Origin of the sequence: Stappia sp. TSB10GB4 (assembly GCF_900185745.1) — a bacterium.
Taxonomy (GTDB): Bacteria; Pseudomonadota; Alphaproteobacteria; order Rhizobiales; family Stappiaceae; genus Stappia.
Genome location: NZ_FYAV01000031.1, coordinates 62,278 through 86,979, shown reverse-complemented (window position 1 = coordinate 86,979; position 24,702 = coordinate 62,278). Strand labels below are relative to the sequence as shown.

The following is a 24,702-nucleotide window of genomic DNA, read 5'->3' as shown; positions in this document are numbered from 1 at the left end:
CCTATGTTTCTAGTGTGGTTTTCGAATTTGAAATACGCTCTGACGGTCGCTGCGAAATTGAGGCGTATTTCAAATTCACCACACTAGGGCTGGCGACGGGCTGAGCCCGGCCGGAGGCAAACCCCCGCCAGACATCGACGGCGCCGGCGCAGAACCAGAACAGGGCGGCGGTCTTGATCGAATAGAGCGAGGCGGAGACCACCATCAGCAGGCAGATATAGACGATGATCGGGACACGGAAGCGCCAGGCATCGAGCGAGCGCAGCGGCGCGAAAATGTAGAGCGCCCACAGGCCGGCGACGCCGATGAGGCCGAACTGGTGGAGCGAATAGGCATAGCCATTGTCCTCCAGGAAGCCGTCATAGGTGGAGATGCCGAAGACGCCCTGGATATCGAGCTTGAGCAGCAGCCACGAGGCATGCAGCCAGCGGCCGCCGAAATTGTCCTCCCAGCGCAAGGCATCCGTGGTCATGCCGTAGATCGCCATCGCCAGGATGATGAGGGCCGGGACCAGAAACCAGATCAGGGACGGCACCAGCCGGTAGACAAGCATCGCCCCGACACTGGCGAAGCAGACCATCGTGCCGAAGCGGGCATCGCACAGGATGAGGACGACGCAGCCGGCGATGAACAGCAGGCCGCGTCCCGCCATATCCTTGCGGAACACCGCCCAGAGCACCAGGAAGGCACCGTAATTGCCCATGCCGACGGGTTCGAGGAACACCGAGGAGACACGGTGCGTGCCCAGGAACGGCAGCATGTTGCGCCCTTCCATGCGGATGCCGCTGATGAACAGCGAGGATCCCTCGACGATATGCTCGGCGACCTCCAGCGAGCCACGGGCGACGTAGTATTGCAGCACGTTGACATAGGCGATGAAGACGTCGAGCAGGAAATACTCGAACAGGCCGACCGCCACCACGATGGCGGCGGTGAGCAGCACGATCCGGTCGACGCCGGCGATGTCCCGGACCCGGCGGCCAAGAAAGTAGAAGACGATGGGAATGAGCCCGTCGCGGATCGCCTTGAGGTCGAGCTCCGGTCGCAGCGCCAGGATCAGCGCCATATAGGACAGATAGATGGCGAGCAGCGCGTAGAGCCCGGCCCGGCGATCCGCGGCGAGCAGCATGGCGCCAGCGATCAGCACCAGTTCCGCCAGGATCACCGTGTTCTGGGAAATGCCCATCACCCGGGTGTTGAGGAAGGCCAGGAAAAAGTTGAAGACCACCGTGCCGACGATCAGAAGGCCGGCGGCAAGGAGCCACAGGTCATAGGTGTCGGGCCGGCGAACCGCGGCGGGCCGCGATGGCGGCAGGCGTGTCCAGGCAGGCGCGCGCCGGGCGTCAGGCGGCCAGTGCGACATTGCCGATCATTCGCTCTTCCCAGGGCTTCAACAGGGCGAGGGTGCTGTCGAGATCGGAGCGGGCGGTGTCGCCGAGCCGGGTCACCAGCAGGATCGCGTCGCTATAGTCGAGAAGCATGGGCAGATGAGGATTGGCGAGCGCGCAACCACCGTCGATGATGAGGAACTCGCTGCCGGCGGTGTCGAAGGCGTCCGGTCCCGCCCGGTAGGCCTGGCCGTCGAGCCGCTCCACCGTCAGCGGCGCCGCGGGCGCCAGCGCCGCGGCCTCCGCCTCGCGGCGGCGGGCGGACAGACGCGAGCGGCCGCCGGTCTGGGCGATGGCGGTGCCGCCGGCGGGCGGGCCGAGCCTGGCGGCGCCGTCGCCGGGCCGGGCAAGCAGCACGTCCTCGCCCATGTCGTAGAGGCTGGCGGCGATGGCCCGCGACAGCGGCGCGATGTCGGTGCCCGCACCGGTCGCCAGCACCAGCACATGAGCCGGACGCTCGTTCTCGAACGCATGGCGCAACGCGAAGGCGATGCGCGTGACGGCAAGCTGCCGCTCGGCCGCGCCGTCGTCGCCGCGTCGGCGCAGCCCCCGCCGGCCGGCCGGAACCGCAATGCTGGCGATCAGCGGCACGCCGGTGACGTCGACCAATTCGCGCTCCGAGCCGAGCTTGCCGTTGAGGATGTCCCAGCCGACGGCCGCCCCCGCCGCCATGATGGTGCCGAAGACACCGGCGGCCAGCAGCACGATGAGGCCGGAGGGGGCGGTGGAGCGCAGCGGCGCCACGGCCGGCGAAATGATGCGGGAGCTGCTGGTGTCGATGCTGCTCTGCTCGTCCAACTCCTTGGCCCGGCTCAGAAAGACACGATAGACCGAGGCCAGCGACTCGGCCTCGCTTTCCAACTGGCGGAGCTGGATTTCCGCCCTGCTCTGGTCGACGCTGGTCGAGGTGACGCGCTGCACCTCGATCTCCAGCGCGGCGACATTCGCCTCGGCCCGCTGCAGGTCGGCATCGGCCGAGCGGCGGACGCGGCTGAGTTCCTCGTCGATGAGCTGCCGGGTGTTGGCCAGTTGCGAACGAAGCTCGCGAAGCTGCGGATGATTGGCCCCGAGCGTCGTAGCGGCCTGCGCCTCGCGCTCGGCGATGCGGGCATATTGGACGCGGAGCGAGCCGAGCGTGGAGGTCTGCAGCCGGACGGGAAGGGCACCGCCCTCGATGGCACCGGCCGTCAGCCCGGCGAGGAGATCGGCATTGGCGCGCGCGCCCTCCAGCTCGACCCGCGCCTGGGTCAGTTGCGAGTTCAGCTCCTGCAGCCGCTGGCCGACGACGAGGCCGCGCTCGCTGGTGCGGATCAGGCCGTTCTCGGCGCGGAAGGTCTCGACCTTCGCCTCCGCCGCCTCCACCCGCCGGCGCATGTTGTCGGCCTGGGCCTGCAGCTCGACCGAGGCGCGCAGGGTCGATTCGGTGCGCTGGACGCGCTGCTCGTCGAGATAGATGCGCGCCGCCTCGTTGGCGATCTCGGCGGCCCGGAAGCGATCAGGATGCTCCATGAAGATGTTGAAGACGAAGGCATTCTCGATGCGCATCACCTTGAGGCGCTCGCGCAGCCCGGCGATCGTCGCGGATCTGCGATCCGCCGCCGACGGCGCCGTGCCGCCGCCCAGCAGCTTCGACAGAAGCCCGCCGGAAGGCGGCAGGATCGCCGGATCGTTCTCAAGGTTCAGCTTGTCGATGAGCTCGTTGAGGGTGGCGTTCGAGAGGATGACATAGGTCTGGCTGTCGATCGCCAGGCGCTGGAAATTGTCGCCGCCCTGACGCGACACGATCTCGTTGCCGACGATCTGCAGGGCCTGCGGCTCGATCAGCAGTTCCGCCAAGGCCTTGTAGGTCGGCGTGCGCAGCATCAGATAGAGAACGGCCAGCGTCATGAAGACCAGAGGCACAATGATCAGCCAGATCATGCGCTTCTTCAGAATGCCGGGGATCTGGTAGATATCGATCATGCTCGGGAAGCCGCTGCTCGTCTCACGGGTCACGTTGCGCCCCGGTGCCACGCCACGGGCGGGCACGCTCGCAAGTCTCGACCGTCATGGTTAACATTTCCTCAAGTGGTCGTGCATTCGGCACGACCAGCCGAGGCCGGCGGGGCAAGCGCCGACCTCACCGGGAGGCGGCCCGCGCCTCCAGCCAGGCCAGCGCGGCCGGGACATCCGCAACCACTTCGCCGCCGGCAAGAGCCGGCCGGCGCACCATGATCACCGGCAGGCCGAGACGGCGGGCGGCGAGCAGCTTCGCCTCGCCGAAGGGGCCGCCGCTGTTCTTGGTCACCAGATGAGTCGCGCCGTGCTGCTCCAGCAAGGCGGCTTCCGCGTCGATATCCCTGGAAGGGCGAGCCAGCAGCAGCCGGCCCGGCGGCAGCGCAGTTTCCGGCTCCGGCGGGTCGATCATCCGCGTCAAACAGTCGAGATCGCGGCGCGTTGCGAAACGCGAGATGTCCTTGCGACCGATGGCAAGAAAGGGACGCGCTCCCCGCGGCAGCCGCTCCGCCGCCTCGTCCAGATCGGCAACCTCCTGCCAGTTATCGCCTCCCTCGGCCTTCCAGGCCGGGCGCTCCAGCCGCAACAGGGGAAGGCCGACTGCTTGCGAGGCGGCGACAGCATTGGCGGAGATGCGCGCCGCGAAGGGATGGGTGGCGTCGATCACCGCGGCAATGCCCACGCGCCGCAGCCACTCTTCCAGCCCCAGCGCTCCGCCGAAGCCGCCGATCCGCACGCGGCCCGGATAGGCCTGCGGCCGCTCGACGGCGCCGGCCAGCGAGGCGGTGACTTGGAAGCGCGGATCATCGGCAAGCCGGCCGGCCAGCGCCCGCGCCTCGCCGGTGCCGGCCAGCAGCAGGACGGGAAGCGGCGCGCTCACGTGGAACCTTCCGCATCGAACGGGCGATGGGCAACGACGGCGCCGGCCCGGTCGACCACCAGCACCTCGACATCGACCGGCGCATCGCGCAGCACGGCGCGGGCAGCGGCATGGGCGCCGCGCGCCACCTCGGCGGCGACATCGATGCCGGCGGCGGCGGCGCGGTCGAGCACCTCCTTGGCGGTGTTGGCGCCCCTCGCCGCCTCGACGATCTCGCTCGGGGCCCCTGCCCGCTCCAGCAGCAGGGCGAGCGCTGCGAAATCCACCTGACTGCGGGCCGAATGCAGGTCGAGCGCGCCCTGCGCCAGCTTGACGAATTTGGCAAAGCCGCCGGCCAGCGTCAGCTTCGGCACCGGATGGGCTCGCAGATACTTGAGCAGTCCGCCGGCGAAGTCGCCCATGTCGAGATAGGCCGTCTCGGGCAGGTCGTGGCGCGCCTTCACCGCATCCTCGGAGGTCGAGCCGGTGGCGCCGACCACATGCGGCAGGCCGGCGGCGCGCGCCACATCGACGCCGCGATGGATCGAGGCGATCCAGGCCGCGCAGGAGAAGGGCCGGACGATGCCGGTGGTGCCGAGCACCGACAGGCCGCCGAGGATGCCGAGGCGCGGGTTCATGGTGCGCTGCGCCAGCGCCTCGCCGCCGGGGATCGCGATCTCCACCTCGACATCGCCGCTCGCGCCGAAGCGGGCGGCCACCTCGGCAATGGCGCCGGCGATCATGGCGCGCGGCACCGGGTTGATTGCCGGTTCTCCGGGCGGGATCGGCAGGCCGGCAAGCGTCACCGTGCCGACGCCCTCGCCGGCGCGGAACAGAACCCCGGATCCGGCCGGCGCGAGGCGCACGCTGGCGATCACCGTCGCGCCATGGGTGACGTCGGGGTCGTCGCCCGCATCCTTGACGATGCCGGCGCGGGCGAAATCTTCGCCCAACTCCTCCAGCGCCAGCGCGAAGGCGGGCCGCTCGCCTTTCGGCAGCGTCACCTCGACGGGATCGGGAAACGCGCCGGTCAGCAAGGCCTGATAGGCCGCCTTGGCGGCGGCGGTCGCACAGGTTCCGGTGGTCCAGCCCCGGCGAAGCGCGGATGTTTCCTTGCGGCTCATGCGCCGGACTATAGGGGCGGGCGCGGCAAGGTCGCAATTGCTATGGACGCCGACGCCAACCGACCTTGGCGCGGCGGCCGGAGCGGCGTAGAACTGACCGGAATGTCAAACGCGAACCGCCCGGACCAGGCTGCCGACACGGCCGCTCCCCGCCCCGCCGCCGCCCCCGAGACCCCGCTCGGCGGGCTGTTGCCGCGCGGCGTCCGCCTTCCCGACTTCGCCGCCGGCTCGGTGTGGCTGGCCGGCGCCGGGCCGGGCGATCCCGGCCTGTTGACGCTGCATGTGCTCAACGGCCTCGCCCAAGCCGACGTCATCGTCCATGACGCGCTGGTCGATGCCTCGATCCTCGATCTCGCGCGGCCCGACGCGGTCATCGACTATGCCGGCAAGCGCGGCGGCAAGCCGAGCCCGAAGCAGCGCGACATCTCGCTGAAGCTGGTCGACTATGCAAGGGCCGGCAAGCGGGTGCTGCGGCTGAAGGGCGGCGACCCGTTCGTCTTCGGCCGCGGCGGCGAGGAAGCGCTGACGCTGGTCGCGCATGGGGTGCCGTTCCGCATCATTCCCGGCGTGACGGCCGGCATCGGCGGCCTCGCCTATGCCGGCATTCCCGCGACCCATCGCGACACCAATCAGACCGTCACCTTCCTGACCGGCCACGACCAGACCGGCCTGACGCCTTCGGCCATCGACTGGGACGCGGTGGCGCGCGGCGCGCCGGTCATCGTCATGTATATGGCGATGAAGCATCTCGACCTGATCGTCTCCAAGCTGCTGGCCGGCGGGCGCCGGGGCGAGGAGCCGGTCGCCATCGTCTGCAACGCCTCGCTGCCCGACCAGACGGTGCTGGAGACGACGCTGGCCCGCGCCTCCGCCGATGCGGAAGCCGCCGGGCTGGAGCCGCCAGCCATCGTCGTCGTGGGCGAGGTGGTGCGGCTGCGCGCCGGGCTCGACTGGCTGGGCGCGGCCGCCGGGCGCAAGCTCGACCCCAACCCGCTGGGCCTGCGCGAGGCGACCACCGCACGACCGGCGAGCGGCGGCTGACCATGACCGCCGAAATCAGGGCAGGCGAATCCAGGGCAGGCAGCGGCCTCGTCCTCGCCGCACCGGCCTCGGGCAGCGGCAAGACCACCCTGACGCTTGCCTTGCTCGCCGCCTTCCGCAAGGCCGGCATCCGCGTCGCCAGCGCCAAGACCGGGCCGGACTATATCGACCCCGCCTTCCATGCGGCGGCGAGCGGCCGGCCCTGCGTCAATCTCGATCCCTTCGCCATGCGCGGCGACCTCGTCGAGACGCTCGCCGCGCGCCAGGCGGAAGATGCGGAGCTGCTGCTGGTCGAAGGTGTGATGGGCCTTTACGACGGCGCGGCCGACGGCAGCGGCTCGACCGCCGATCTCGCCGCACGGCTGGGGCTGCCGGTGGTGCTGGTGGTGGATGCGGCAAAGCAGTCGCAGTCGGTCGCCGCGCTGGTGCGGGGCTTTCGCGACCACCGCGCGGACGTGACCGTCGCCAGCGTGATCCTCAACCGGGTCGGCAGCCCGCGCCACGCCGAGATGCTGCGCGCAGCGCTTACCGGCATCGGCATGCCGGTGCTCGGCGCGGTGCCGCGCGATGCCGGGCTCGACTTGCCCGAACGCCATCTCGGACTGGTGCAGGCGGGAGAACACGGCGATCTCGCCGCGTTTCTCGATCACGCGGCCACCCGCATCGCCGAGAGCTGCGACCTCGACGCGATCCGCGCGCTGGCGCGCCCACTCGCGCGCAGCGGCGCGGCGGCAACGCTGCCGCCGCCCGGCCAGCGCGTCGCGATTGCCCGCGACATCGCCTTCGCCTTTGCCTATCCGCATCTCCTGACAGGCTGGCAGGCGCAGGGCGCCGAGCTGTCGTTCTTCTCGCCGCTCGCCGACGAGGCCCCGGATGCGCAGTGCGACGCGGTCTATCTGCCCGGCGGCTATCCGGAGCTGCATGCCGGCCGGATCGCGGCGGCCGGCAGCTTCAGGGCCGGCATGCACGGGGCGGCGGCGCGCGGCGCGCTGATCTATGGCGAATGCGGCGGCTACATGGTGCTGGGCGACGAGTTGACCAACGCTGAGGGCTCCCGCCACCCGATGCTGGGCCTGCTGCCGCTGGAGACGAGCTTTGCAACGCGCAGGCGCCAGCTCGGCTACCGGCGGCTCTTCGCCTTTGCCGGCGCACCGTGGCAGGGACAGCTTGCGGGGCACGAATTCCACTACGCGACCATCGTGCAGGAAGGCCAGGCCGAGCGGCTGTTCCAGGCACGGGATGCGCTTGGAGCGCTGGTCGGCGATGTCGGCCTGCGCGTCGGCCGCGTCTCGGGTTCGTTCATTCACCTGATCGATCGCGCCTGACGGCGTGACGCCCGGTCAGGCGGACGGCACTGCGGCCTTCGCCTTTTTCTTCTTCGGCCGCAGCACATGCACATGGTCGGCGTGATAAAGGGCGCTGTCGCGGAAATCGGCGGCCGGCTGCAGTGCCCGGCCGACGAAGATCAGCGCGGTGCGGGTGATCTTCGCCTCGCGCACCTTGTCGCGAATGTCGGTGAGCGTGCCGTGGATGAAGTTCTGGTCCGGCCAGCCGACGCGGTAGGCGACGACGACGGGACAGTCGGCACCATAGAGCGGGACGAGCTGGCGTTCGATCTCGCGCAGGTTCCGGATAGAGAGGTGGATCGCCAGCGTCGCGCCGCTCCTGCCGAGCGTCTCCAGGTCCTCGCCCTTCGGCATGTCGGAGGATTTCATGGTGGTGCGGGTGAGGATCACCGTCTGGGCGATCTCCGGCACGGTCAGCTCCTGGCCGAGCGCGGCGGCGGCGGCGGCAAAGGCCGGAACGCCGGGCGTCACGTCGAAGGGGATGTCCTTCTCCTTCAGCCGGCGGATCTGCTCGGCAATCGCGCCGTAGAGCGAGGGATCGCCGGAATGGACGCGCGCCACATCCTCGCCGCGCGCATGCGCCGCCTCGATCTCCGCCATGATCTCGTCGAGCGTCATCGGCGCGGTGTCGATGACGCGCGCGCCCTCGGGCGCGGTCGCCACGATGGCCTCCGGCACCAGCGAACCGGCGTAAAGACAGACGGGGCAAGCCGCGATCAGCTTCAGCCCGCGAACGGTGATGAGGTCGGGATCGCCGGGCCCGGCGCCGATGAAGTGGACGGTCACAGCTTTTCCTCGATGCGCTTGGCGTAGCCACGGGGGGTGTAGACGAATGGCCGGCCCGAGCCGGTCATGACGGCGCGCGAGGCGGACGAGCCGACCAGCACGGTGGTCAGCATGTCGACATCGTCGACGCGCAGCTCGCCGAGCGTCGTCACGGTCAGCGTCTCGCCCTCGCGGCCGAGATTGTAGCCGAGCACCACCGGCGTATCGGCCGGGCGGGCGGCGAGCAGGATCTCGCGTGCCTCGGCCAACTGGGTGCGGCGGCGCTTCGACACGGGATTGTAGAAGGCGATGACGAAATCGCCGGCGGCGGCGGCCCGCAGCCGCTGCTCGATCGCCTGCCACGGGGTCAGGAGGTCCGACAGGGAGATGGTGCAGAAGTCATGGCCGAGCACCGCGCCGATGCGCGCGGACGCTGCCTGCAGCGCCGAGATGCCGGGGGCGTTGACCACCTCGACGCGCTTTGCCGCATCCGAGACGCCGCCCTCGGCCGTGTCGCGGTGCAGCAGTTCGTAGACCAGCGCGCCCATGGCGTAGATGCCGGCATCGCCCGAGGAGACCAGCGCCACCGAACGCCCCTCGCCGGCCCGCTCCAGCGCGAAGCGGACGCGCTCCTCCTCCGCGCCGAGCGGGAAGGCATGGCGCGGCTTGCCCTGGATCAGCGGTGCGACGATGTCGAGATAGAGCGAATAACCGACCGCCTCGTCGGCATCGGCGAGCAGGTGCGAGGCTTCCGGCGTGCGCCAGTCGTCGCGGCCGGGGCCGATGCCGATCACCGCAAGACGGCCGCGCGGGCGTCCCGCCTCGGCCGGGTTGACCGGCTCCGGCGCAAGGGCGACGGCGACGGTGGCATTGGCGGTCTTGCGCTTCTCGATGAGCAGGGACCCTTCCGCCCCGGTCGCGGCCAGCGCCGCACCCTCGGAGACGCCGTGGCAACCGACCTCGGCGAAGACGACGTCCGACGGGTTGGCAAGGCGCGGTGTCTCCTGCTCCAGCCGGGCGGCGGGAAAGACGCGCAGCGGCACACCGAGCTGGCCGGCGAGCGCGTTGACCGCGGCCTCGTCCGCCTTGAGATCGAGGGTCGCGACAAGCGCCACCGCCCCTTCGGCAAGGCCGGCACTGCTTAGCGCCTCGCGCACCAGCGCGGCGAGTTCCTCCGCCGGGCAGCCCCTGGCGCAACCGACGCCGACGACGAGCCGGCGCGGGTGATAGACGAGCCGGTCGGCACCGGGCGCGATGGCCTCGACGCTGGCGACGATTTCCATTTCCGCCGTGTCGGCCAGCGGCAGGCGCGAGCGGGTGATCCAGGGGGCCTCGCCCGTGAGACGGACGGGCTCGCCGGCCAGCAGGCGGGCCATGACGCCCTTGGCATCCTGCGGATTGGCGAGCCACCAGCCCTTGGGCGGCGAATCGAGCGCAACGCCCAGCGCCGTGTCGCCCTGCGTCGTCACCGCCGCATGGCCTCCCAGCGCCTCCGCCACCTGGCGGGCGAGCGAATTGGCGCCGCGATGGCCGCCGAGCAGCGGCACGACGCTGGCCCCGTCCTCCGAGACGGCGAGAACCGGCGGCTCGGACCGCTTGTCCTCGATCACGGCGGCCAGCGCGCGGATCAGGATGCCGGAGGCGCAGACGCCGACGATGGGCGTGCCGGCCTGATAGAGCGCGCGGATATGGTTCAGCGTCTCGGCGAAGGACACGTCGAGACCGGGCACCCGGTGGGCGAGCCCATGCAGCATGGCGCCCGGAAGCGCGGCCGCGATGCGGCGCGCGACAGGCTCCGCCGCCGGCGTCAGGACGAGGATTGCGGCGGTAGCATCCACGCTTCGTCTCCCTTGTAGATCAGGATCATCGAGAAATAGGGGGCGGCGGCGTCCGTCACCTCGGCAAGGGGCATCGCCTTTTCTGCCCGAAGCGTCGCCCGCTCCACATAGCCTGCATGATCGATGAGGCCCAGCCCCTCGATCAACCGGCGCAGGCGCGGCAGGTGGCGCCCGACCTTCATGATGGCGATGGCACCGGACGCTTCGATCCGCGCCGCGATCTCCTCGTCCGGCAGCGGTCCGGGAATGACGGTGAGGACATCGTTGCGCGCGGTGAGCGGCCGGGCAAGGCGGGCGGCGCAGGCGGTGAGCGAGGTCACGCCCGGCACGATCTCGCAGGGAAAGCGCCGGGACAGCCGCTCGAACAGATACATGAAGGAGCCGTAGAAGAACGGGTCGCCCTCGCACAGCGTCACCACATCCGTGCCGGAGGCGAGGACTTCGCCGATCTCCTCGGCCGCGCGGGTGTAGACGGCCTGTGCCGGGAAGCGCGCAACGCGCATCGGCACGATGATCGGGATCTCGCGGGCGGACGGCGGAATGATCGCCGCCGCGATGGAGCGGGCAAAGCTCTCGCCGTCGTCCGGTGCCGGATAGGCGACGACCCGCGCGGTCGAGATCAGCCGGTGCGCCTTCACCGTCATCAGGTCCGGATCGCCGGGGCCAAGGCCGACGCCGTAAAGGGTTCCAGCAGTCATGGGACGATCAGGCTCCACTGGGTCACCGGCATCAGCGGACGCCATCCGGTCATGCCGCCGACGGCGCCGGCCCGCGACACGGCGATGCGCACCAGTTCGCCGCCATGGCGGGCATGGGCGGCAAGAAGGATCGCCTCGCTTTCCAGCGTCACCGCATTGGCGACCAGCCGGCCGCCGGACCGGAGCGCTGCGAGCGCCGCCTCCAGCGTGCCGGGTGCAGTCAGGCCGCCGCCGAGAAAGATCGCGTCGGGCGCCGGCAAGCCGTCGAGACCTTGCGGCGCGGCATCGGGGCGAAGGTCGAGATGCGGCACGCCGAGGGCCGCCGCATTGGCCCGTGCCGTGGCGCGGCGGGTGTCGTCCGGCTCCAGTGCGATGGCGCGGCTGCGGGGAGCTGCACGCAGCCACTCGATGGCGACCGCGCCCGAGCCCGCGCCGATGTCCCAAAGGAGCGCGCCGGGCATGGGCGCAAGGCGGGCGAGCGTGACCGCGCGCACCTCGCGCTTGGTGATCTTGCCGTCATGACGGAAGGCATCGTCCGGCAGGCCGGGAAGGCGCGGGCGCAGCGGCGTGTCGCGCACCGCGACCGCCTCGACGGCCACGACGTTGAGGGCGGCGACCTCGCCGCGCCAGCCCTCGGCGCTGCCCGAGAGAACCCGCTCGGCCGGTCCGCCGAGATGCTCCAGCACGGTCAGCCGGCTGGCGCCATAGCCCTCGTCGACAAGCAGGTCGGCGATCTCTTCCGCCGCACGGGCACCGGACGTGAGGCACAGGAGCCTGGCGCCGGGATAAAGGACTGCCCGCAAGAGATCGAGCGGGCGGCCATGCAGCGACAGGGTCTCGACGTCCTGCAAGGGCCAGCCGAGCCGCGCGGCGGCAAGCGACAGGGACGAGGGCGCCGGCAGGACAAGCATTTCGTCGTGCGGCACGGAGCGCGCGAGCGTCGAGCCGATGCCGAACCACATGGGGTCGCCGCTCGCCAGCACCGCGACAGGCTTGCCGCGCGCGGCCAGCAGCGCGTCCAGCCCTTCGTGAAACGGGCTCGGCCAGGTCTCGACCTTGATCCCGAGCGGGGCGACGAGCTCGCCATGGCGGGCGCCGCCGAAGACGCGCCTTGCATCGGCCAGCGCCTGCCGGGCAATCGGGGACAGTCCGGCAACGCCGTCCTCGCCGAGGCCGATCACCGTCAGCCAGGGGGCGGGCCGTGCCGTGTCATTGTCGCTGCTCACGCGGTCCCCTCCTCCGGCACGCCGGCGGCCAGCGCGTTGAGGGCGGCAGCGGCGATGGCCGAGCCGCCGCGCCGGCCGCGCAGCACCAGGCAGGGGATATCAAGCGGGCTTTCCAGCAGCGCCTCCTTCGATTCGGCTGCACCGACGAAGCCGACCGGGAAGCCGAGGATCGCGGCCGGGCGCGGAAAGCCCTCGGCGATCCGCTCCAGCAGATGAAACAGCGCGGTCGGGGCGTTGCCGACGACGACGACGGAGCCCTCCAGCCGGTCGCGCCAAAGGTCGACGGCCGCCGCCGAGCGGGTGGTGCCGAGACGACGGGCAAGGCCGGGCACCGGCGGCTCGTTGAGCGTGCAGACGAGATCGTTGCAGGCCGGCAGGCGGGCGCGGATCACCCCCTCGCAGACCATGCGCACATCGGCAAAGACCGGCGCACCGGCTGCCAGAGCGTTCCCTACCGCCGCCGCGACCTCGCCGCGCCAGGCGAGATCGGACAGGACCTCGGGCATGCCGCAGGCATGGACGATGCGGATCGCGGCCGGATGCAGCGCTTCGGGCAGGGCGGAAAGGTCGGCCTCCTCGCGCACGATGGCAAAGGAGCGGCGATAGATTTCCGCAGGATCGTGCTCGTAGTCGTACCGGCCGCCGCCGCCCGTCATGTGGTCCGCTTCCTCATCGACTTCGGCCCCAGCGGGTGATCGGCATGCGGATAGGGCGGATGGTGATGATCATGATCGTGGCCGTGACCATGGTGGTGGTGATGGCCGTGGTGGTGGTGGTGCCCATGATCATGGTCATGGTCATGATGATGATGGCCGTGATCATGATGATGGTGGTCGTGGTCGTGATGGCCATGGTCATGGTCGTGATGGTGCGAGTGATGGCTCGCGGCCTGCGCCTCGCAGGCGCCGGTGCACACGTCCTCGCACAGCTTGCACTCGGCGTCGGCGCCCAGCCCCTCGACATGGTGGTGGTGGCTTTCCTGCGGCCGCCCGACATCGGCCTCGAAGCCGAGCACCTGCTCCCGATACTTGCACATCTGGCAGTTCATCAGGTTGGCGCCCTGCAGGATCTCGGTGACCCGGTCGGCCATCGTGTCGATGACCTGGGGATGGTCGTTGAGATAGCCGGCCTTGACGAACTCGATATCCGGATGGCGCTCCGCCACCTCGTCGGCGGTGTTGTAGATGCGGCTGACGAGAACGCCGGAGAACAGGAAATACGGGAAGACGACGACGCGGCGATAGCCGAGCTTCGCCGCGTGCTCGAGGCCGGGCTCGACAAGCGGAAAGGTGACGCCGGAATAGCACGTTTCGGCCCAGCCGAAGCCGAAGCCCTCCCACAGCATGCGGGTGACCTTGGAGACATTGGAATTGGCGTCGGGATCGGAGGCGCCGCGCCCCACGACCATCAGCAGGGTCTCGTGCAGCGGCACGTCGTCGCCTGCCTTTTCCAGCGCCTCGCGGATGCGGTCGCCGGCGGCGCGGATCATCCTGGTGTCGACGGCGAGCTCACGGCCATAGGTGATCGTCACGCCGTCGTGCTGCGCCTGATAGGTGTTGAGCACGGACGGGATGTCGTTCTTGGCATGGCCGGCGGCGAACAGCATGCCCGGCACGGCAAGGATGCGGGTGCAACCCTGCTCGCGCAGCCGGTCGAGACCGTCCTTGATCACCGGATTGGCGAATTCGAGATAGCCGTATTCCACCGGCCAGCCGGGAAAGCGGGCCTTCAGCCGCTCGGCGAGCTGGGCGAATTCGCGCACCGCGCCGCGGTTGCGGCTGCCATGGCCGCAGATCATCAGGCCCAGCTTCTCGCCCGTCGCAGTCATCGCATCGGCCATCATGCCTCTCCCCGGTCGCAACGCAGGGGACGCTCGGCCAAAACGGCGGCGAAGACAAATTCCGGTTTCATCTCAAAAGCTCCCTCTTGGCCACACGCCCGCATGGCAAGCCGGACGGGTCCGGCGCGGCGGCACCGGGAGAGAGCAAAGCGGCCGGATACAGGACAGGGCTCCCGCACGACCATGTGCCGCGCCGGACCGCATACCGTTCGGACAGCTCCGGACTGGACCCCCGATGTGGGTCGGTCGCCACCGGACTCGCTTTCAGTCCCTCCAGGGACGCCGTCATTGGCCGGGCACGCTAGTGGAGCCTTGCGCCCCCCGCAAGGGCCAAATACGGCAGCCGCTGTCGGCGAGGCGGCGAAACATGGCGCCGTGCCGGAAACCGGTTCTTCACCGCTTGCTGATACAGCGGAGGGCACCACCAGAGGGGGAGACGACCGACCATGACCGACATCGCGTCCGCCAGTGCGCTTGGAGCTGCCATGGCCACGGCCGACCGTACGCCGGCCGGCCTGACGCTGGCGCGGCTGGACGGGCTGGACCTGCCGCCCGCGCCGATCAATCCGGACTGGGTGCTGGACGGCGATCCGCAGGCGCGTGCCGTCCAGATCGCGCGCGGAGAGGACCGCTATGCCACCCTGTCGGTCTGGGACTGCACGGGGGGCCGCTTCAACTGGTATTTCGGCTGCGACGAGGCGGTCTACATCCTGGAAGGAGCGGTCACGGTGACCGGACCGGACGGCGAGGTGCGCAAGCTGACCGCCGGCGACACTGCTTATTTCCCCGCCTTCACCTGGTTCGAATGGCAGGTGCATGGCTATGTCCGCAAGATCGCCTTCTGCCACGACGTGGTGCCGCCGGTGGCGCGCCTGCCGCTGCGGATCTATGGCCGTCTGTCGCGGATCATGGCGCGGCTGGTGGCAGCGGTCTTCGGCGCCCCCCGGACGCAGGCACGACCCGCGCCCTGAGCACGCGCGTACCGGTTTCCATTGTTCGTGCTATGGTCTAGCCTGCCGGAAAACATCCGGGAGGCTTACGCCCATGTCCATGATCTCGCTGGTTCTGACGGCGATCGCCGACGATCGTCCAGGCCTTGTCGAACGGCTGTCAGACGTCATCGCCGCCCATGGCGGCAACTGGATCGAGAGCTCGATGGCACGGCTCGCCGGCACGTTCGCCGGCATTGTCCGGGTCGAAGTGCCGCAGGAGCGGATCGAGGCGCTGGAACAAGCGCTCGCCGGCTTGTCCGCCGCGGGCATCGCCACGACGCTGAAGCGCAGCGAAACCAGCCGCGAAACCCATGGCCAAGCGGCCCGGATGACCGTCATCTGCCAGGACCATCCGGGGATCGTGCATGCGCTGGCCGCCGTGCTGGCGGCCAAGGGCGTCAGCATCACCGCGCTGGAGACGGAGGTTTCCGCCGGCTCGATGAGCGGCGAACGCATGTTCCGCGCGCAGGTGGATGTGGTGCTGCCGGTGGACCTTGCCGCCGGCGACCTCTCGGCGGCGCTGGAGACCCTTGCCGGCGACCTGATGGCTGAAATCGACTTCAGCGATACGGTCTGACGCAGCAGGTTCCGGGCCGTCAGGCCGGATCGATCGCCACCATGTGATTGTCCCAGGACGTGCCGGCGAGGGAGGCCAGCAGCGTCGGCGCCCCGGCGCGGTCACCGCTCTCGCTGAGGCCGCCCTGCCCGTCCGAAATCAGGAAGCCGTCGCGATCCAGTTCCGCAAGGCCGCAGGCATCGGCGCGCTGCTGGCTGGACAGGAACGCGCCATCACGCGCGGAAAAATACAGGACAAGGCCGGCACGCGGGCAGGACGCGGCGACCACCTCGCTGTCCCGGCTCATGGCGAGCGAGCCGATATAGTTGGCGAGACGGCCGCGCAGCGCATCCGGCACATCATGCAGGCGCAGGCGGCCGTCCTCCAGATCGAGGGAGGCCATCAGCGGCGGCGTTTCCTCAAGACCGCCTTCATATTGCGCCCCGATCCAGACCTTGCCGGCGCCGGTCACCGCCATGTGGCGCAGCGACAGCTTGTGCAGGCCGGGAGGCAGATCGGCGACGCCGCGCACCGTGCCGCTGTCGCGGTCGATCACGGTGACGTTGGGGCACATCGTCTCCAGGTTGAGCTTGCGGCGCCCGGTGTCGGGATGGGTCTCGATGCCACCATTGGCAACGACGAGGCTGCGCCCGTCGGGCAGCGGCAGGATGTCGTGCGGGCCGATGCCGCCGGACCAGAACTCGCCGACCCGCTGCGGCCGCGTGCCGCTGACATCATAGACGCCGATCACGCCGCGATTGCCGAGATAGTCGTTCTCCGTCGCATAGGCGAGCCGGCCATCGGGCGAAAAGGCACCGTGGCCGTAGAAATGCCGGCCAGGCACCGCCTCGAAGACCACGGGCGGGCGCGTGCCCGCCGCATCGAACAGGACCGCGAAGGTGCCCGGACGGCGGGCGAAGGCAAGGCAGCGTCCGCTCGCGGGGCAGACCGCGATATCGTGGCCCCGGCCGGGCAGCGGGATCACCTGCCGGTCGGTGCCGTCGAGCCCGGTGACGACGATGCTGTGGCGGCCATCCGCCCCGCGCCGGGCGGCGGCGAACAGCGGGTCCTCGGACGGAACAGGCTCGCCCGCCCGCCCCGGTCGGTGTCCGAAGGCAAGGGCGGTCAGTGCCGCCCCGCCGCCAACCAGCAGGGAGCGCCTGTCAATCGCCGTCCAGAGCATTGAAGCCTCCGCGAAAGTCCAGTTGGCCGGCGAGTTCCCCGGACAGCATGGCGCGCAGGCCGGTCAGCACGGTCAGAACATAGGCGAGCCGGCCGCGCGCCGTCTCGTCGGCCAGCGCTACCTCCAGGTCGGCGGGCAGCGCCGCCAGCGCCTTCGACGCATTGTCGCGCTCGAAGCGGAGAGTATTGCCGATCCACGCGGTTTCGGCCGCGCCATCGGCATAGCCCGCAGCCGCCACGGCCCGGAACAGACCGTCGATCGCCCCCGTCAGATAGGCTGCGCCATTGCGCGAACGGGAAAACGGTACCCGCGCCGCACCGGCGGCCGAGCCCTGCTCGCCGACCATCGGCACCAGCATCTGATCGCGGATCAGCTCCAGCGAGGTCATCACCGCGTTGAAGACGAAGCCGGCCGCCTCCTTGTGGGTCCGCGCCAGGGCGTTGTCCGGACCGGGAGCGAGCAGCAACGCGGTCTGGCCGGAGGGCGCTTCGAACGCCGCCCGCAGCTCGCGGGCGGTCGCGCCGAGCCGCTCGGAAAGGCTTGCCGCATAGGCACAGCGATAGGCCCCTTCCTCGCCGCGATCGGCCAGCACGATCTTGCCGTCCTTGTCGAAGGCCACCCATTCCAGCGCCGTCAGCCCCTGCAGCGCGACGCTCTTCTCGCGCAGGCGCGCGGCGTCGAGCGCCGTCGGATCGCGCTCGGCAATGAGGCGCGTCACCTGCCGCCGCACGACGCCGCGCCCGTCCGGAATGAAGGCGATGCGCTCCAGGCGATTGTCGTCGGCAAGGGCCCCGGCCCGCAGGACGGTGAGCCGCGCCGCCGCCCCGACAGCCTGGGTAAAGACCTCCTCGAATGGCTCGGGAGAGCCGCCCGTACAGGCGATCTCGATACCGGTCGCCAGAGCCGGCATCGTCTGCACCAGCGCGTCGCTCGCCGGGACGGCAAAGCCGGCAACGGCCGCCGGCCAGAAGCGTGAATAGTCGAGATCCGCCGCCGCCGACCGCGCCTGCGCGCACACTCCCACCAACGCCATGAGACCGGACAGCATTGCCGCCCCTGCGCGCGCGGCAAGCCGCCCGCGCAGGTGGGCTCCGAGGTCACGCATCGCCGTTTCGCCGTTCGCGCCCATCATCGTCACGCTCCCGTCCTCATCACCGGCCTTGGCCGGCCGCCGCCCGCTTAAAGAGACTTGAGGAAGCGCAGCAGCGCCTCCCGATCCTCGCGCTCCAGCGCCGCGTAGCCATCGCGCGCCGCCTGTCCCTCGCCGCCATGCCAGAGGACCGCCTCTTCCAGCGTGCGCGCCCGCCCATCGTGAAGATAACTCTCCTGGCCAGAGACCACCTCCGTCAGTCCGATACCCCAAAGCGGCGGCGTGCGCCATTCCCGGCCGGTGGCATTGGCAAGCGGCCGGTTATCCGCCAGTCCCTCCCCCATGTCATGCAACAGCATGTCCGTATAGGGCCAGATCAACTGGAAGCGATGAGCTTCGATCTCCGCCTTGCGGGAGGTCACATATTTCGGCCGATGGCAGCTTGCGCAGCCCAGCGCATGGAACAGCGCCTTGCCGGCCAGCACTTGCGGGTCGTCGACATCGCGGCGGTGCGGCACGGCCAGATTGCGCGCGTAGAAGTCGACCAGTTCCAGAACCGGGTCCGGGGCTTCCGTCGGCCCCAGATTGGCCTGTTCCCCGGTCGGCATCGACCGGCATTCTGTCTGGGCGGCGGTGCAGTCGCCAAAGGGATCGGGAGCGTCCGGCGTCGAAATGCCGATGTCGCCGGAAAAGGCGCCAGCCGACTGCGCCCGCACGGTGGGCTCCTCCGCCTTCCAGCCGAAACGGCCGAGCACCTTGCCTCCGGTCGCAGCATCGGGAAGCCAGCTCGGGCGGCCGGAAATGCCGTCGCCGTCGAGATCGTCCGGATCGGCATTGGCGAGAATGTCGGCCGGGTGGATCGCCTCCAGCAGACCGAGACCGATCATCTGCGGCGCCACGCGCGGCGAGGTCAGAACGTCCGGCGCCATCGGGCCATAGCCGAGGTCGGTCATCCGATAGTGCGGCACGCGCAGGGTCACCACCGTGCCGTCGCCGAGCGTCACCGGCTTTTCCGTATAGGAGATCTCCAGCCGCCCCTCGGCGCGCAGGCCAGGCACCGCGTAGTTCTGGAACTGGCCGCCATAGGTCGGCTCCGGGCGCAGCAGCTTGCCGGCCTCGGGCTCCCCCGGCACCGACAGGCGCAGGAACAGCGCCACCGGCTCCTCGCCCTCGCGCGGCGGATGGCCGCGCCCGTCCTTCAGGTGGCAGCCCTGGCAGGAGCGGGCGTTGAACAGCGGGCCGAGACCATCCGAGGCATTGGTCGAGGACGGAGACGACACCCAGAGCTTGCGGAACAGGCCGTTGCCGAGCGCGAAACGCTGCTGCTCCTCGAAGGAGAGGTTGGTGGAGGGAAAGGAAAAGGCGTTGACGTTGATGCGCTTGAGATAGGTGGTCGCGCCGCCGGGCATCGCCTCGAAGGCCTCCGGGGCGGAGAAGTCGTCCGGATTCGCGGTAACCTTCGCCACCCTGGCCCGGTCGCGCGGGCTGAGATCGTCACGATGGGGCAACTCGTCCGCCCCCGCGCAGACGGGCATGGCAAGGCTCGCGGCCACACACAGGATGGCGGCGACGGAAAGATGTGCTGACGGCATGGATGGATCACATTGCCTGGGTGCCGGATGCCCCGCAATCCGGCCCGTGGGTGGGGGCCGCGGCGGACCCGTGTCCTCCGCGGCGGCCGGTTGGTGACAGCCCGCAGGTCTTACTGGAAAACCGCGCTCGGGTTGTCGAGACTGTCGGAGCCCTCGAAGGCGATCTCGTCGAGACCAAGCACGGCGACGGCCCGCTCGATGGCCCGGGTCTGGACGATCAATGCGTCGATCGCAGCCTGGACCACCGCATTGCCCTCCTCGTTGCCCTCGCCGATCATCTGGTCATAGGCCTCCACGGTCTCGGCGCGGCTGCGCAGGACCTCGAAGGCCGCGAGCGAGGCGTCGAGCCTGGCGGTCAGGTCGTCGGCGACAGCCGCATCCCTGGCCGCGACCAGATCGCGCAAGGACGCGCCTTCGACCGACTTTCCGGCAAAGCCCTCATAGCGGCCGAACCAGACATTGCGGATGCCGATCACATTGTCGTAGTGCGACATGTGGGTGTTGTCGGAGAAGCAGTCATGCTCCTCCTCCGGATCGTGCAGCATCAGGCCGAGCTTCATGCGCTCGCCGGCCAGTTCGCCATAGGACAGTGAGCCCATGCCGGTGAAGATCGTCGCAAGACCGCCGGCCTCGCCCTTGTCGGCAAGTTCCGCGCGGGCGGCACCGCCCGGCGTCCAGGCATCCGCCATTTCCTTCAGATCATCGAGCAGAAGGTCCGTCGCCGCCCGCAGATAGGCGGCGCGACGATCGCAATTGCCGCCGGTGCAGTTGGCCGTGTCATAGTCGGTGGCCGGACGGTTGCCCGCGCCGGGGCCGGTGCCGTTCAGATCCTGACCCCAGAGCAGGAACTCGATGGCATGATAGCCGGTCGCCACATTGGCCTCGATCTCACCGACCTCCTGCAACTCCTCGGACAGCAGGGCCGGCGTGATCTCAGTGGCGTCGATCTCGCGGCCGCCGGCAATGATCTTCGGGGTGGCGATGACATTGGCGGTGTAGAAGGCGTTTTCCGGGTTGTCGCTGCCATAGCCGGCATCGACATAGTCGATCAGGCCTTCGTCGAGCGGCCAGGCGTTCACCCTGCCTTCCCAGTCGTCGACGATGGCATTGCCGAAACGATAGACCTCAGTCTGCTGATAGGGACGGCGGGCGGAGAGCCAGGCCTTGCGGGCGGCAGCCAGCGTCTCATCGGACGGGCTGGCGATCAGCGCATCGACGGCGGACGACAGAGCCTGCGCGGTGGTCAGCGATTCGGAATAGGCCGCCTGCGCAATGTCGCCATAGGTCTGAAGCACGGCCGCCGCGTCGCTCGCCCGGGCGACGCCAGCCGGCAGCAGCGCAATGCTCGCCAGCGCAGCCGCCAGCAACAGGGTCTTTTTCATTTCGGCTTTTCCTCTCTTTCGTCTCATATGCGCGCCGCCACGGCGCACTGGAAAATGTCAGTGCCGGGTCTCCGCCGCCTGATGCGTCGCCACCGGAACGGCACCCCGGCAGGCCAGGCAGGCGGGGCTTGGCAGAACCAGATCGAGCCGGCGGAGCGTGTCGGCGAAATTCGCGGCCGCCTCGAGCGTGGAAGGCAGGCCACCGGCCACCACCAGTTCCTCGGCGATGTTCGCGGCCGCCTCCCGGTCGCCCCGCTGCCAGGACGCAACCAGCGCCACCGCGAGGCACTCATGGGCACAGCGATGCGGGCAGTCATAGGGGAGCAGGGACAGGCCGTATTTCGCCCAGCCGTTCAGCGCCCTGGCGAAACAGGACAGCCCCGTCACCGCCTGGCGGGCCCGGCTCACGCCGAGCCGGCCGGCATAGAGCGTCCAGGCCGTTTCCCAGCATTCGATGCTGCCCGTCTGATACCCGGCGAGCCAGCGCCGCAGCCCTTCGACGACAAGCGTCTCCGCCTCGTCCCCGCGCTCCGGCGCGGTCGGGCGGCCTTGCGTATTCACAGTCACGTCAGCCTCCAATCGACGGGGGTAAAGGCCCCGACATCAAAGGGTCCGGCAAGGGTCCAGACCCTGCCGAGCTTCGCAGACCTAACGCTATTATGAGTTTTGTAGTCAAGATAATATTCTTGTAAAATCAATACATTATAATAGATCTAAACTGCAGATGCGCGGGGGAACCCGCTTCCGATGCGATTCCGCCTTGTGAAACAGGGCGATCGGAACAGATGCGCGGGAGCGCCCGGGGCGCGGATCGGCGCCCGCGGCAAACAGCCGCTGAATCTGGTCAGCCAGCGGGGACACCGCTGTGAACCCGGACGGGCTCCGGCAGTCTCACCCCTCCGCCGCCCGGCCGGTCATGCGGCGCAGGAAGCTCCTGAGCGTCTCGGCCTCCGTCTCATCCAGGCCGGCGAGCAGAAGCCGTTCGGCAGCGTCGATGCGCGGGCGCAGCGCGTGAAAATACCTGCGGCCCTCGGCCGTGAGGCGATAGGCCACCCGCCGCCCGTCGCCGGCCACCCCGACCTGCTCCAGCAGCCGGCCGGCAACCAGCGGCTTCAGCGCGGTGGTGAGAACCGAAGGAGCGGTGGACATGGCGGCCGCGACATCGCGATGGGTGACACCGGGATTGCGGTCCACCAGTTCCAGAACCATGAACTGCAACGGCGTCAGCGCCTCGCCGGAAAATGCCTCGGCAAAGGCCTGGTGACCGCGCAGAAAGGCATGGCGCAGCAGGTGGCCGACCAGCCGGTTGAGCAGGCCGTAGTCGAGCTCCCTGCCCGAGGCGGCCTCGTCCCGGCCTCCGCCTGCCGCCATGATCAGGCTGCCGGCACGATCGGCGGGCGCTGGTTCAAGGCCTCGACATCGAAGCCGGCGATCCGCTTGTAGCCGGCCGCCGTCTCCAGCAGTTCCTCGCGGGACAGCACGTCCTCGATGCGGCCGAAGCCGTCCGGTGCCCGTTCCTCGACCACGTCGAGCACCTTGTCGGGGCCGTCGGCGCGATTGGCGAGCACGATGCGCGCCGTCGCCGGACGCCGCTCCGCCTCATAGGCCGCAAGTGCCGCCGGCACCGCACCGTGACGCAGGATCTCGCGGGTCAGCACGCGGGCATCGAGGATCGCCTGGCTCGCGCCGTTGGAGCCGATCGGGTACATCGGATGGGCGGCATCGCCCAGAAGCGTCATCGGCCCATGGGTCCAGCGCGGCAGCGGATCGCGGTCGACCATCGGATATTCGAAGATGTGCTCGGCGTTGCGGATCAGCGCCGGGATGTCGAGCCAGTCGAAGCGCCAGGTGTCGAACCGCGGCAGGAAGTCGTCCGGATTGCCCGGCCGGTTCCAGTCCTCGCGCCGCCACATGTGATCGGCGGGCATCCTCAGATCGGCGATCCAGTTGATCACCGCGCCGGGCCGGCCATCGTCGAGGGTGATGTCCTCGATCGGATAGCAGACGAACTTGCGCGGCTTGCAGCCGGTCATCGCCATCGAGCGGCGGGTGAGAAAATGTGGCGCGCGGGTGACGCCGCGCCACATGACGATGCCGCCCCACACTGGCAGGCCCTCGTCCGGATAGAGCCCCGAGCGGGCCGTGGAATGAATGCCATCGGCCGCGACGAAGACCGCGCCGCGCGCGCTGCCGGCCGAGGCTCCCGTCTCCCGGTCGACGAGATCGATCTCGACGCCGCCCTCGCTCTCGCGCCAGGCGGCTACGGAAATGCCGCAAGTCACCGCATCGGGGCCGAGCCGCTCGCGCACCGCGTCGAGCAGCATCATCTGCAGTCGTCCGCGGTGGATGGAGAATTGCGGCCAGTCATAGCCGGCGGCCAGCCCGCGCGGCTCCGACCAGATCGGCTGGCCATGACTGGAAAAATAGGCGACTTCCTGGGTTCTGAGACCGATGGCGTCGAGCCGGTCGAGCAGGCCGAGTTCATCGAGCTCGCGCACCGCATGCGGCTGCAGGTTGATGCCGACGCCAAGCGGCCGGATCTCCCGCACCGCCTCGAAGATGCGCACGGGCACGCCGATCCGGTGCAGACTGAGGGCGAGCGTCAGGCCGGCGATGCCCGCGCCGGCAACGAGAACGGTCATGGCGGAGATCCTTGGATGCCTGGGAAAAGCCCCTGCCGGCCGCTACCGGCCGGCAGGGAACGCCAATCACTCGCCCGCGTATTGCGTGATCATGGCACGGGCATCCTCGACCATGGCGGCGCCGTCATAGCCCTTGCCCGCGACTTCCGCGATCCAGGCGGCGACCACCGGCTCGGCGGCGGCCTTCCAGCGCTCGGCCTCTTCCGGCGGCAGCTTGCGCATCGTGTTGCCCGCCTTTTCGGCGGCGGCGATGCCCGGCATGTCGCCCTCGTCCATGACGCGTCCGACCCACTTGGACACCTCGCGGCCGCTGTTGGCGTCGATGACCGCCTTCAGGTCCTCCGGCAGGCTGTCGTATTTCGCCTTGTTCATGGCGAAGACGAAGGTGGCGGTGTAGAGGCCGCGCGAGCCCTCGAAGTCGGTGTGGCTGTTGACGAGTTCGGCCACCTTCAGCGGCGTCGTCACCTCCCACGGCACGACCGTGCCATCAATCACGCCCTTGGACAGCGCCTCGGGCATCGCCGGAACCGGCATGCCGACCGGCGTCGCGCCGAGCGCGCCGAGCAGGGCGTTGGTCTGGCGGGTCGGCCCGCGCAGCTTCAGCCCCTTCATGTCCTCCAGCGCGGTGACGCCGTTGCCCTTGACATGCAGCAGGCCGGGGCCGTGCACATGCACCGCGATCGGATGGACGTCCTTGAACTCGTCCTGCAGGTATTTCTCGTAGAAATCCCAGAAGGCCTCGCTGGTCGGCTCGGCCTTGGCGGCCATGAACGGCAGTTCGAACGCCTCGCTGCCCGGGAAACGGCCCGGCGTGTAGCCCGGCAGGGTCCAGACGATATCGACGACGCCGTCGCGGGCCTGGTCGTAGAGCGCCGGCGGCGTGCCGCCGAGCTGCATCGCCGGGAAGACCTCGACCTTGATGCGGCCGTTGGACTCGGCCATCACCTTCTCGGCCCAGGGGGTGATGAAGTTCTTCGGGACCGGCGCCGGCGCCGGCAGGAAATGATGCACGCGCAGGGTCACGTCCTGCGCCAGTGCCGGGGCAATACCGGCGCAAGCCAGCGCCGTCGCAGCGACGGCGAGCGATTTCAGTCGAAGCATTCGGTGTCCTCCCAGTTATCTCGCACGGCCCCGGCGCGTCGCGC

Annotated in this window: 22 protein-coding genes; 4 read left to right on the top strand and 18 right to left on the bottom strand. The window is 69.6% G+C overall.

Annotation, left to right across the window (positions count from 1 at the left end; genetic code table 11):
• Nucleotide 1: 1 nt before the first annotated feature.
• From TSB10GB4_RS05135 to TSB10GB4_RS05120, 4 genes are all read right to left on the bottom strand, one after another.
• Nucleotides 2-1,363 (bottom strand): UDP-phosphate alpha N-acetylglucosaminyltransferase, encoded by a 1,362-nt coding sequence (locus tag TSB10GB4_RS05135; RefSeq protein WP_186394835.1) that lies wholly within the window; start codon nucleotides 1,361-1,363, stop codon nucleotides 2-4.
• Nucleotides 1,344-3,383, bottom strand: a complete 2,040-nt coding sequence (locus TSB10GB4_RS05130) for a GumC family protein (RefSeq protein ID WP_186394834.1) — start codon at nucleotides 3,381-3,383, stop codon at nucleotides 1,344-1,346. Before TSB10GB4_RS05130 ends, TSB10GB4_RS05135 begins: the two co-directional genes overlap by 20 nt.
• A 124-nt stretch (nucleotides 3,384-3,507) precedes the next feature.
• Nucleotides 3,508-4,263, bottom strand: coding sequence for a cobalt-precorrin-6A reductase (locus TSB10GB4_RS05125; protein ID WP_186394833.1), 756 nt, complete (start codon nucleotides 4,261-4,263; stop codon nucleotides 3,508-3,510).
• On the bottom strand, nucleotides 4,260-5,366 hold the full coding sequence (locus tag TSB10GB4_RS05120) for a cobalt-precorrin-5B (C(1))-methyltransferase (RefSeq protein WP_186394832.1): 1,107 nt from the start codon (nucleotides 5,364-5,366) through the stop codon (nucleotides 4,260-4,262). Before TSB10GB4_RS05120 ends, TSB10GB4_RS05125 begins: the two co-directional genes overlap by 4 nt.
• A gap of 102 nt (nucleotides 5,367-5,468) precedes the next feature.
• Between TSB10GB4_RS05120 and cobA the strand changes: the two genes are divergently transcribed.
• Together cobA and TSB10GB4_RS05110 are read left to right on the top strand one after the other, a co-directional pair.
• The gene (cobA, locus tag TSB10GB4_RS05115) at nucleotides 5,469-6,407 is read left to right on the top strand and encodes a uroporphyrinogen-III C-methyltransferase (RefSeq protein WP_186394831.1); all 939 of its coding nucleotides are present in this window, start codon (nucleotides 5,469-5,471) and stop codon (nucleotides 6,405-6,407) included.
• Nucleotides 6,408-6,409: 2 nt separating this feature from the next.
• Entirely contained in the window at nucleotides 6,410-7,732 is a 1,323-nt protein-coding gene (locus TSB10GB4_RS05110; protein ID WP_186394830.1) for a cobyrinate a,c-diamide synthase, read from the top strand.
• 15 nt (nucleotides 7,733-7,747) lie between these two features.
• On the opposite strand, the gene cobM is transcribed toward TSB10GB4_RS05110, so the two are convergent.
• Genes cobM through TSB10GB4_RS05080 form a run of 6 tightly spaced genes read right to left on the bottom strand, consistent with a single transcriptional unit; the run spans nucleotide 7,748 to nucleotide 14,120 of the window.
• Nucleotides 7,748-8,539: a precorrin-4 C(11)-methyltransferase gene (gene cobM, locus TSB10GB4_RS05105; RefSeq protein ID WP_186394829.1), complete on the bottom strand. Its 792-nt coding sequence runs from the start codon at nucleotides 8,537-8,539 to the stop codon at nucleotides 7,748-7,750.
• Entirely contained in the window at nucleotides 8,536-10,356 is a 1,821-nt protein-coding gene (gene cobJ / locus TSB10GB4_RS05100) for a precorrin-3B C(17)-methyltransferase (protein ID WP_244296485.1), read from the bottom strand. The genes cobM and cobJ overlap by 4 nt, the downstream gene beginning before the upstream one ends.
• Nucleotides 10,326-11,054 carry a precorrin-2 C(20)-methyltransferase gene (cobI, locus tag TSB10GB4_RS05095; protein WP_208984450.1) on the bottom strand — a complete coding sequence of 243 codons (729 nt, stop codon included), beginning with the start codon at nucleotides 11,052-11,054 and terminating at the stop codon, nucleotides 10,326-10,328. The genes cobJ and cobI overlap by 31 nt, the downstream gene beginning before the upstream one ends.
• Nucleotides 11,051-12,280, bottom strand: a complete 1,230-nt coding sequence (cbiE, locus tag TSB10GB4_RS05090) for a precorrin-6y C5,15-methyltransferase (decarboxylating) subunit CbiE (RefSeq protein WP_186394827.1) — start codon at nucleotides 12,278-12,280, stop codon at nucleotides 11,051-11,053. Before cbiE ends, cobI begins: the two co-directional genes overlap by 4 nt.
• A complete protein-coding gene (locus tag TSB10GB4_RS05085; protein ID WP_186394826.1) occupies nucleotides 12,277-12,936 on the bottom strand; it encodes a precorrin-8X methylmutase in 660 nt (219 codons plus the stop codon). Before TSB10GB4_RS05085 ends, cbiE begins: the two co-directional genes overlap by 4 nt.
• Nucleotides 12,933-14,120, bottom strand: a complete 1,188-nt coding sequence (locus tag TSB10GB4_RS05080; protein ID WP_371328858.1) for a sirohydrochlorin chelatase — start codon at nucleotides 14,118-14,120, stop codon at nucleotides 12,933-12,935. Before TSB10GB4_RS05080 ends, TSB10GB4_RS05085 begins: the two co-directional genes overlap by 4 nt.
• 446 nt (nucleotides 14,121-14,566) lie before the next feature.
• Between TSB10GB4_RS05080 and TSB10GB4_RS05075 the strand changes: the two genes are divergently transcribed.
• Both TSB10GB4_RS05075 and TSB10GB4_RS05070 read left to right on the top strand, forming a co-directional pair.
• Nucleotides 14,567-15,091 carry a cupin domain-containing protein gene (locus TSB10GB4_RS05075; protein WP_186394825.1) on the top strand — a complete coding sequence of 175 codons (525 nt, stop codon included), beginning with the start codon at nucleotides 14,567-14,569 and terminating at the stop codon, nucleotides 15,089-15,091.
• 73 nt (nucleotides 15,092-15,164) lie between these two features.
• Nucleotides 15,165-15,689, top strand: coding sequence for a glycine cleavage system protein R (locus TSB10GB4_RS05070; RefSeq protein ID WP_208984448.1), 525 nt, complete (start codon nucleotides 15,165-15,167; stop codon nucleotides 15,687-15,689).
• A 19-nt stretch (nucleotides 15,690-15,708) separates the two neighbouring features.
• Here the strand turns inward: TSB10GB4_RS05070 and TSB10GB4_RS05065 are convergent, their stop codons facing one another.
• The 8 genes from TSB10GB4_RS05065 to TSB10GB4_RS05030 all read right to left on the bottom strand — a co-directional run bounded on the left by TSB10GB4_RS05065 (nucleotide 15,709) and on the right by TSB10GB4_RS05030 (nucleotide 24,658).
• Nucleotides 15,709-16,851, bottom strand: a complete 1,143-nt coding sequence (locus TSB10GB4_RS05065) for a DUF1513 domain-containing protein (protein WP_186394824.1) — start codon at nucleotides 16,849-16,851, stop codon at nucleotides 15,709-15,711.
• Nucleotides 16,832-17,983, bottom strand: a complete 1,152-nt coding sequence (locus TSB10GB4_RS05060) for an imelysin family protein (protein WP_186394823.1) — start codon at nucleotides 17,981-17,983, stop codon at nucleotides 16,832-16,834. Before TSB10GB4_RS05060 ends, TSB10GB4_RS05065 begins: the two co-directional genes overlap by 20 nt.
• Before the next feature lie 47 nt (nucleotides 17,984-18,030).
• Nucleotides 18,031-19,533: a di-heme oxidoredictase family protein gene (locus TSB10GB4_RS05055; protein WP_186394822.1), complete on the bottom strand. Its 1,503-nt coding sequence runs from the start codon at nucleotides 19,531-19,533 to the stop codon at nucleotides 18,031-18,033.
• A 110-nt stretch (nucleotides 19,534-19,643) separates the two neighbouring features.
• Entirely contained in the window at nucleotides 19,644-20,915 is a 1,272-nt protein-coding gene (locus TSB10GB4_RS05050; RefSeq protein ID WP_186394821.1) for an imelysin family protein, read from the bottom strand.
• A gap of 57 nt (nucleotides 20,916-20,972) precedes the next feature.
• Complete coding sequence (locus tag TSB10GB4_RS05045; RefSeq protein WP_186394820.1) at nucleotides 20,973-21,482, bottom strand: hypothetical protein; 510 nt, start codon at nucleotides 21,480-21,482, stop codon at nucleotides 20,973-20,975.
• A gap of 324 nt (nucleotides 21,483-21,806) precedes the next feature.
• Nucleotides 21,807-22,286, bottom strand: a complete 480-nt coding sequence (locus TSB10GB4_RS05040; RefSeq protein ID WP_186388880.1) for a MarR family winged helix-turn-helix transcriptional regulator — start codon at nucleotides 22,284-22,286, stop codon at nucleotides 21,807-21,809.
• A 2-nt stretch (nucleotides 22,287-22,288) separates the two neighbouring features.
• Nucleotides 22,289-23,557, bottom strand: coding sequence for a flavin-dependent oxidoreductase (locus TSB10GB4_RS05035; RefSeq protein WP_186394819.1), 1,269 nt, complete (start codon nucleotides 23,555-23,557; stop codon nucleotides 22,289-22,291).
• A 66-nt stretch (nucleotides 23,558-23,623) separates the two neighbouring features.
• Nucleotides 23,624-24,658 carry a TRAP transporter substrate-binding protein gene (locus TSB10GB4_RS05030; RefSeq protein WP_186394818.1) on the bottom strand — a complete coding sequence of 345 codons (1,035 nt, stop codon included), beginning with the start codon at nucleotides 24,656-24,658 and terminating at the stop codon, nucleotides 23,624-23,626.
• Nucleotides 24,659-24,702 lie beyond the last annotated feature (44 nt).

Excerpts from the sequence above, each read along its gene's own strand:
- TSB10GB4_RS05135 (WP_186394835.1), bottom strand. The coding sequence starts at position 1,363 with ATGTCGCACTGGCCGCCTGACGCCCGGCGCGCGCCTGCCTGGACACGC.
- TSB10GB4_RS05120 (WP_186394832.1), bottom strand. The coding sequence starts at position 5,366 with ATGAGCCGCAAGGAAACATCCGCGCTTCGCCGGGGCTGGACCACCGGA.
- cobA (WP_186394831.1), top strand. The coding sequence starts at position 5,469 with ATGTCAAACGCGAACCGCCCGGACCAGGCTGCCGACACGGCCGCTCCC.
- TSB10GB4_RS05110 (WP_186394830.1), top strand. The coding sequence starts at position 6,410 with ATGACCGCCGAAATCAGGGCAGGCGAATCCAGGGCAGGCAGCGGCCTC.
- cobI (WP_208984450.1), bottom strand. The coding sequence starts at position 11,054 with ATGACTGCTGGAACCCTTTACGGCGTCGGCCTTGGCCCCGGCGATCCG.
- TSB10GB4_RS05085 (WP_186394826.1), bottom strand. The coding sequence starts at position 12,936 with ATGACGGGCGGCGGCGGCCGGTACGACTACGAGCACGATCCTGCGGAA.
- TSB10GB4_RS05080 (WP_371328858.1), bottom strand. The coding sequence starts at position 14,120 with ATGGCCGATGCGATGACTGCGACGGGCGAGAAGCTGGGCCTGATGATC.
- TSB10GB4_RS05075 (WP_186394825.1), top strand. The coding sequence starts at position 14,567 with ATGACCGACATCGCGTCCGCCAGTGCGCTTGGAGCTGCCATGGCCACG.
- TSB10GB4_RS05070 (WP_208984448.1), top strand. The coding sequence starts at position 15,165 with ATGTCCATGATCTCGCTGGTTCTGACGGCGATCGCCGACGATCGTCCA.
- TSB10GB4_RS05065 (WP_186394824.1), bottom strand. The coding sequence starts at position 16,851 with ATGCTCTGGACGGCGATTGACAGGCGCTCCCTGCTGGTTGGCGGCGGG.
- TSB10GB4_RS05060 (WP_186394823.1), bottom strand. The coding sequence starts at position 17,983 with ATGATGGGCGCGAACGGCGAAACGGCGATGCGTGACCTCGGAGCCCAC.
- TSB10GB4_RS05055 (WP_186394822.1), bottom strand. The coding sequence starts at position 19,533 with ATGCCGTCAGCACATCTTTCCGTCGCCGCCATCCTGTGTGTGGCCGCG.
- TSB10GB4_RS05050 (WP_186394821.1), bottom strand. The coding sequence starts at position 20,915 with ATGAAAAAGACCCTGTTGCTGGCGGCTGCGCTGGCGAGCATTGCGCTG.
- TSB10GB4_RS05040 (WP_186388880.1), bottom strand. The coding sequence starts at position 22,286 with ATGGCGGCAGGCGGAGGCCGGGACGAGGCCGCCTCGGGCAGGGAGCTC.
- TSB10GB4_RS05035 (WP_186394819.1), bottom strand. The coding sequence starts at position 23,557 with ATGACCGTTCTCGTTGCCGGCGCGGGCATCGCCGGCCTGACGCTCGCC.
- TSB10GB4_RS05030 (WP_186394818.1), bottom strand. The coding sequence starts at position 24,658 with ATGCTTCGACTGAAATCGCTCGCCGTCGCTGCGACGGCGCTGGCTTGC.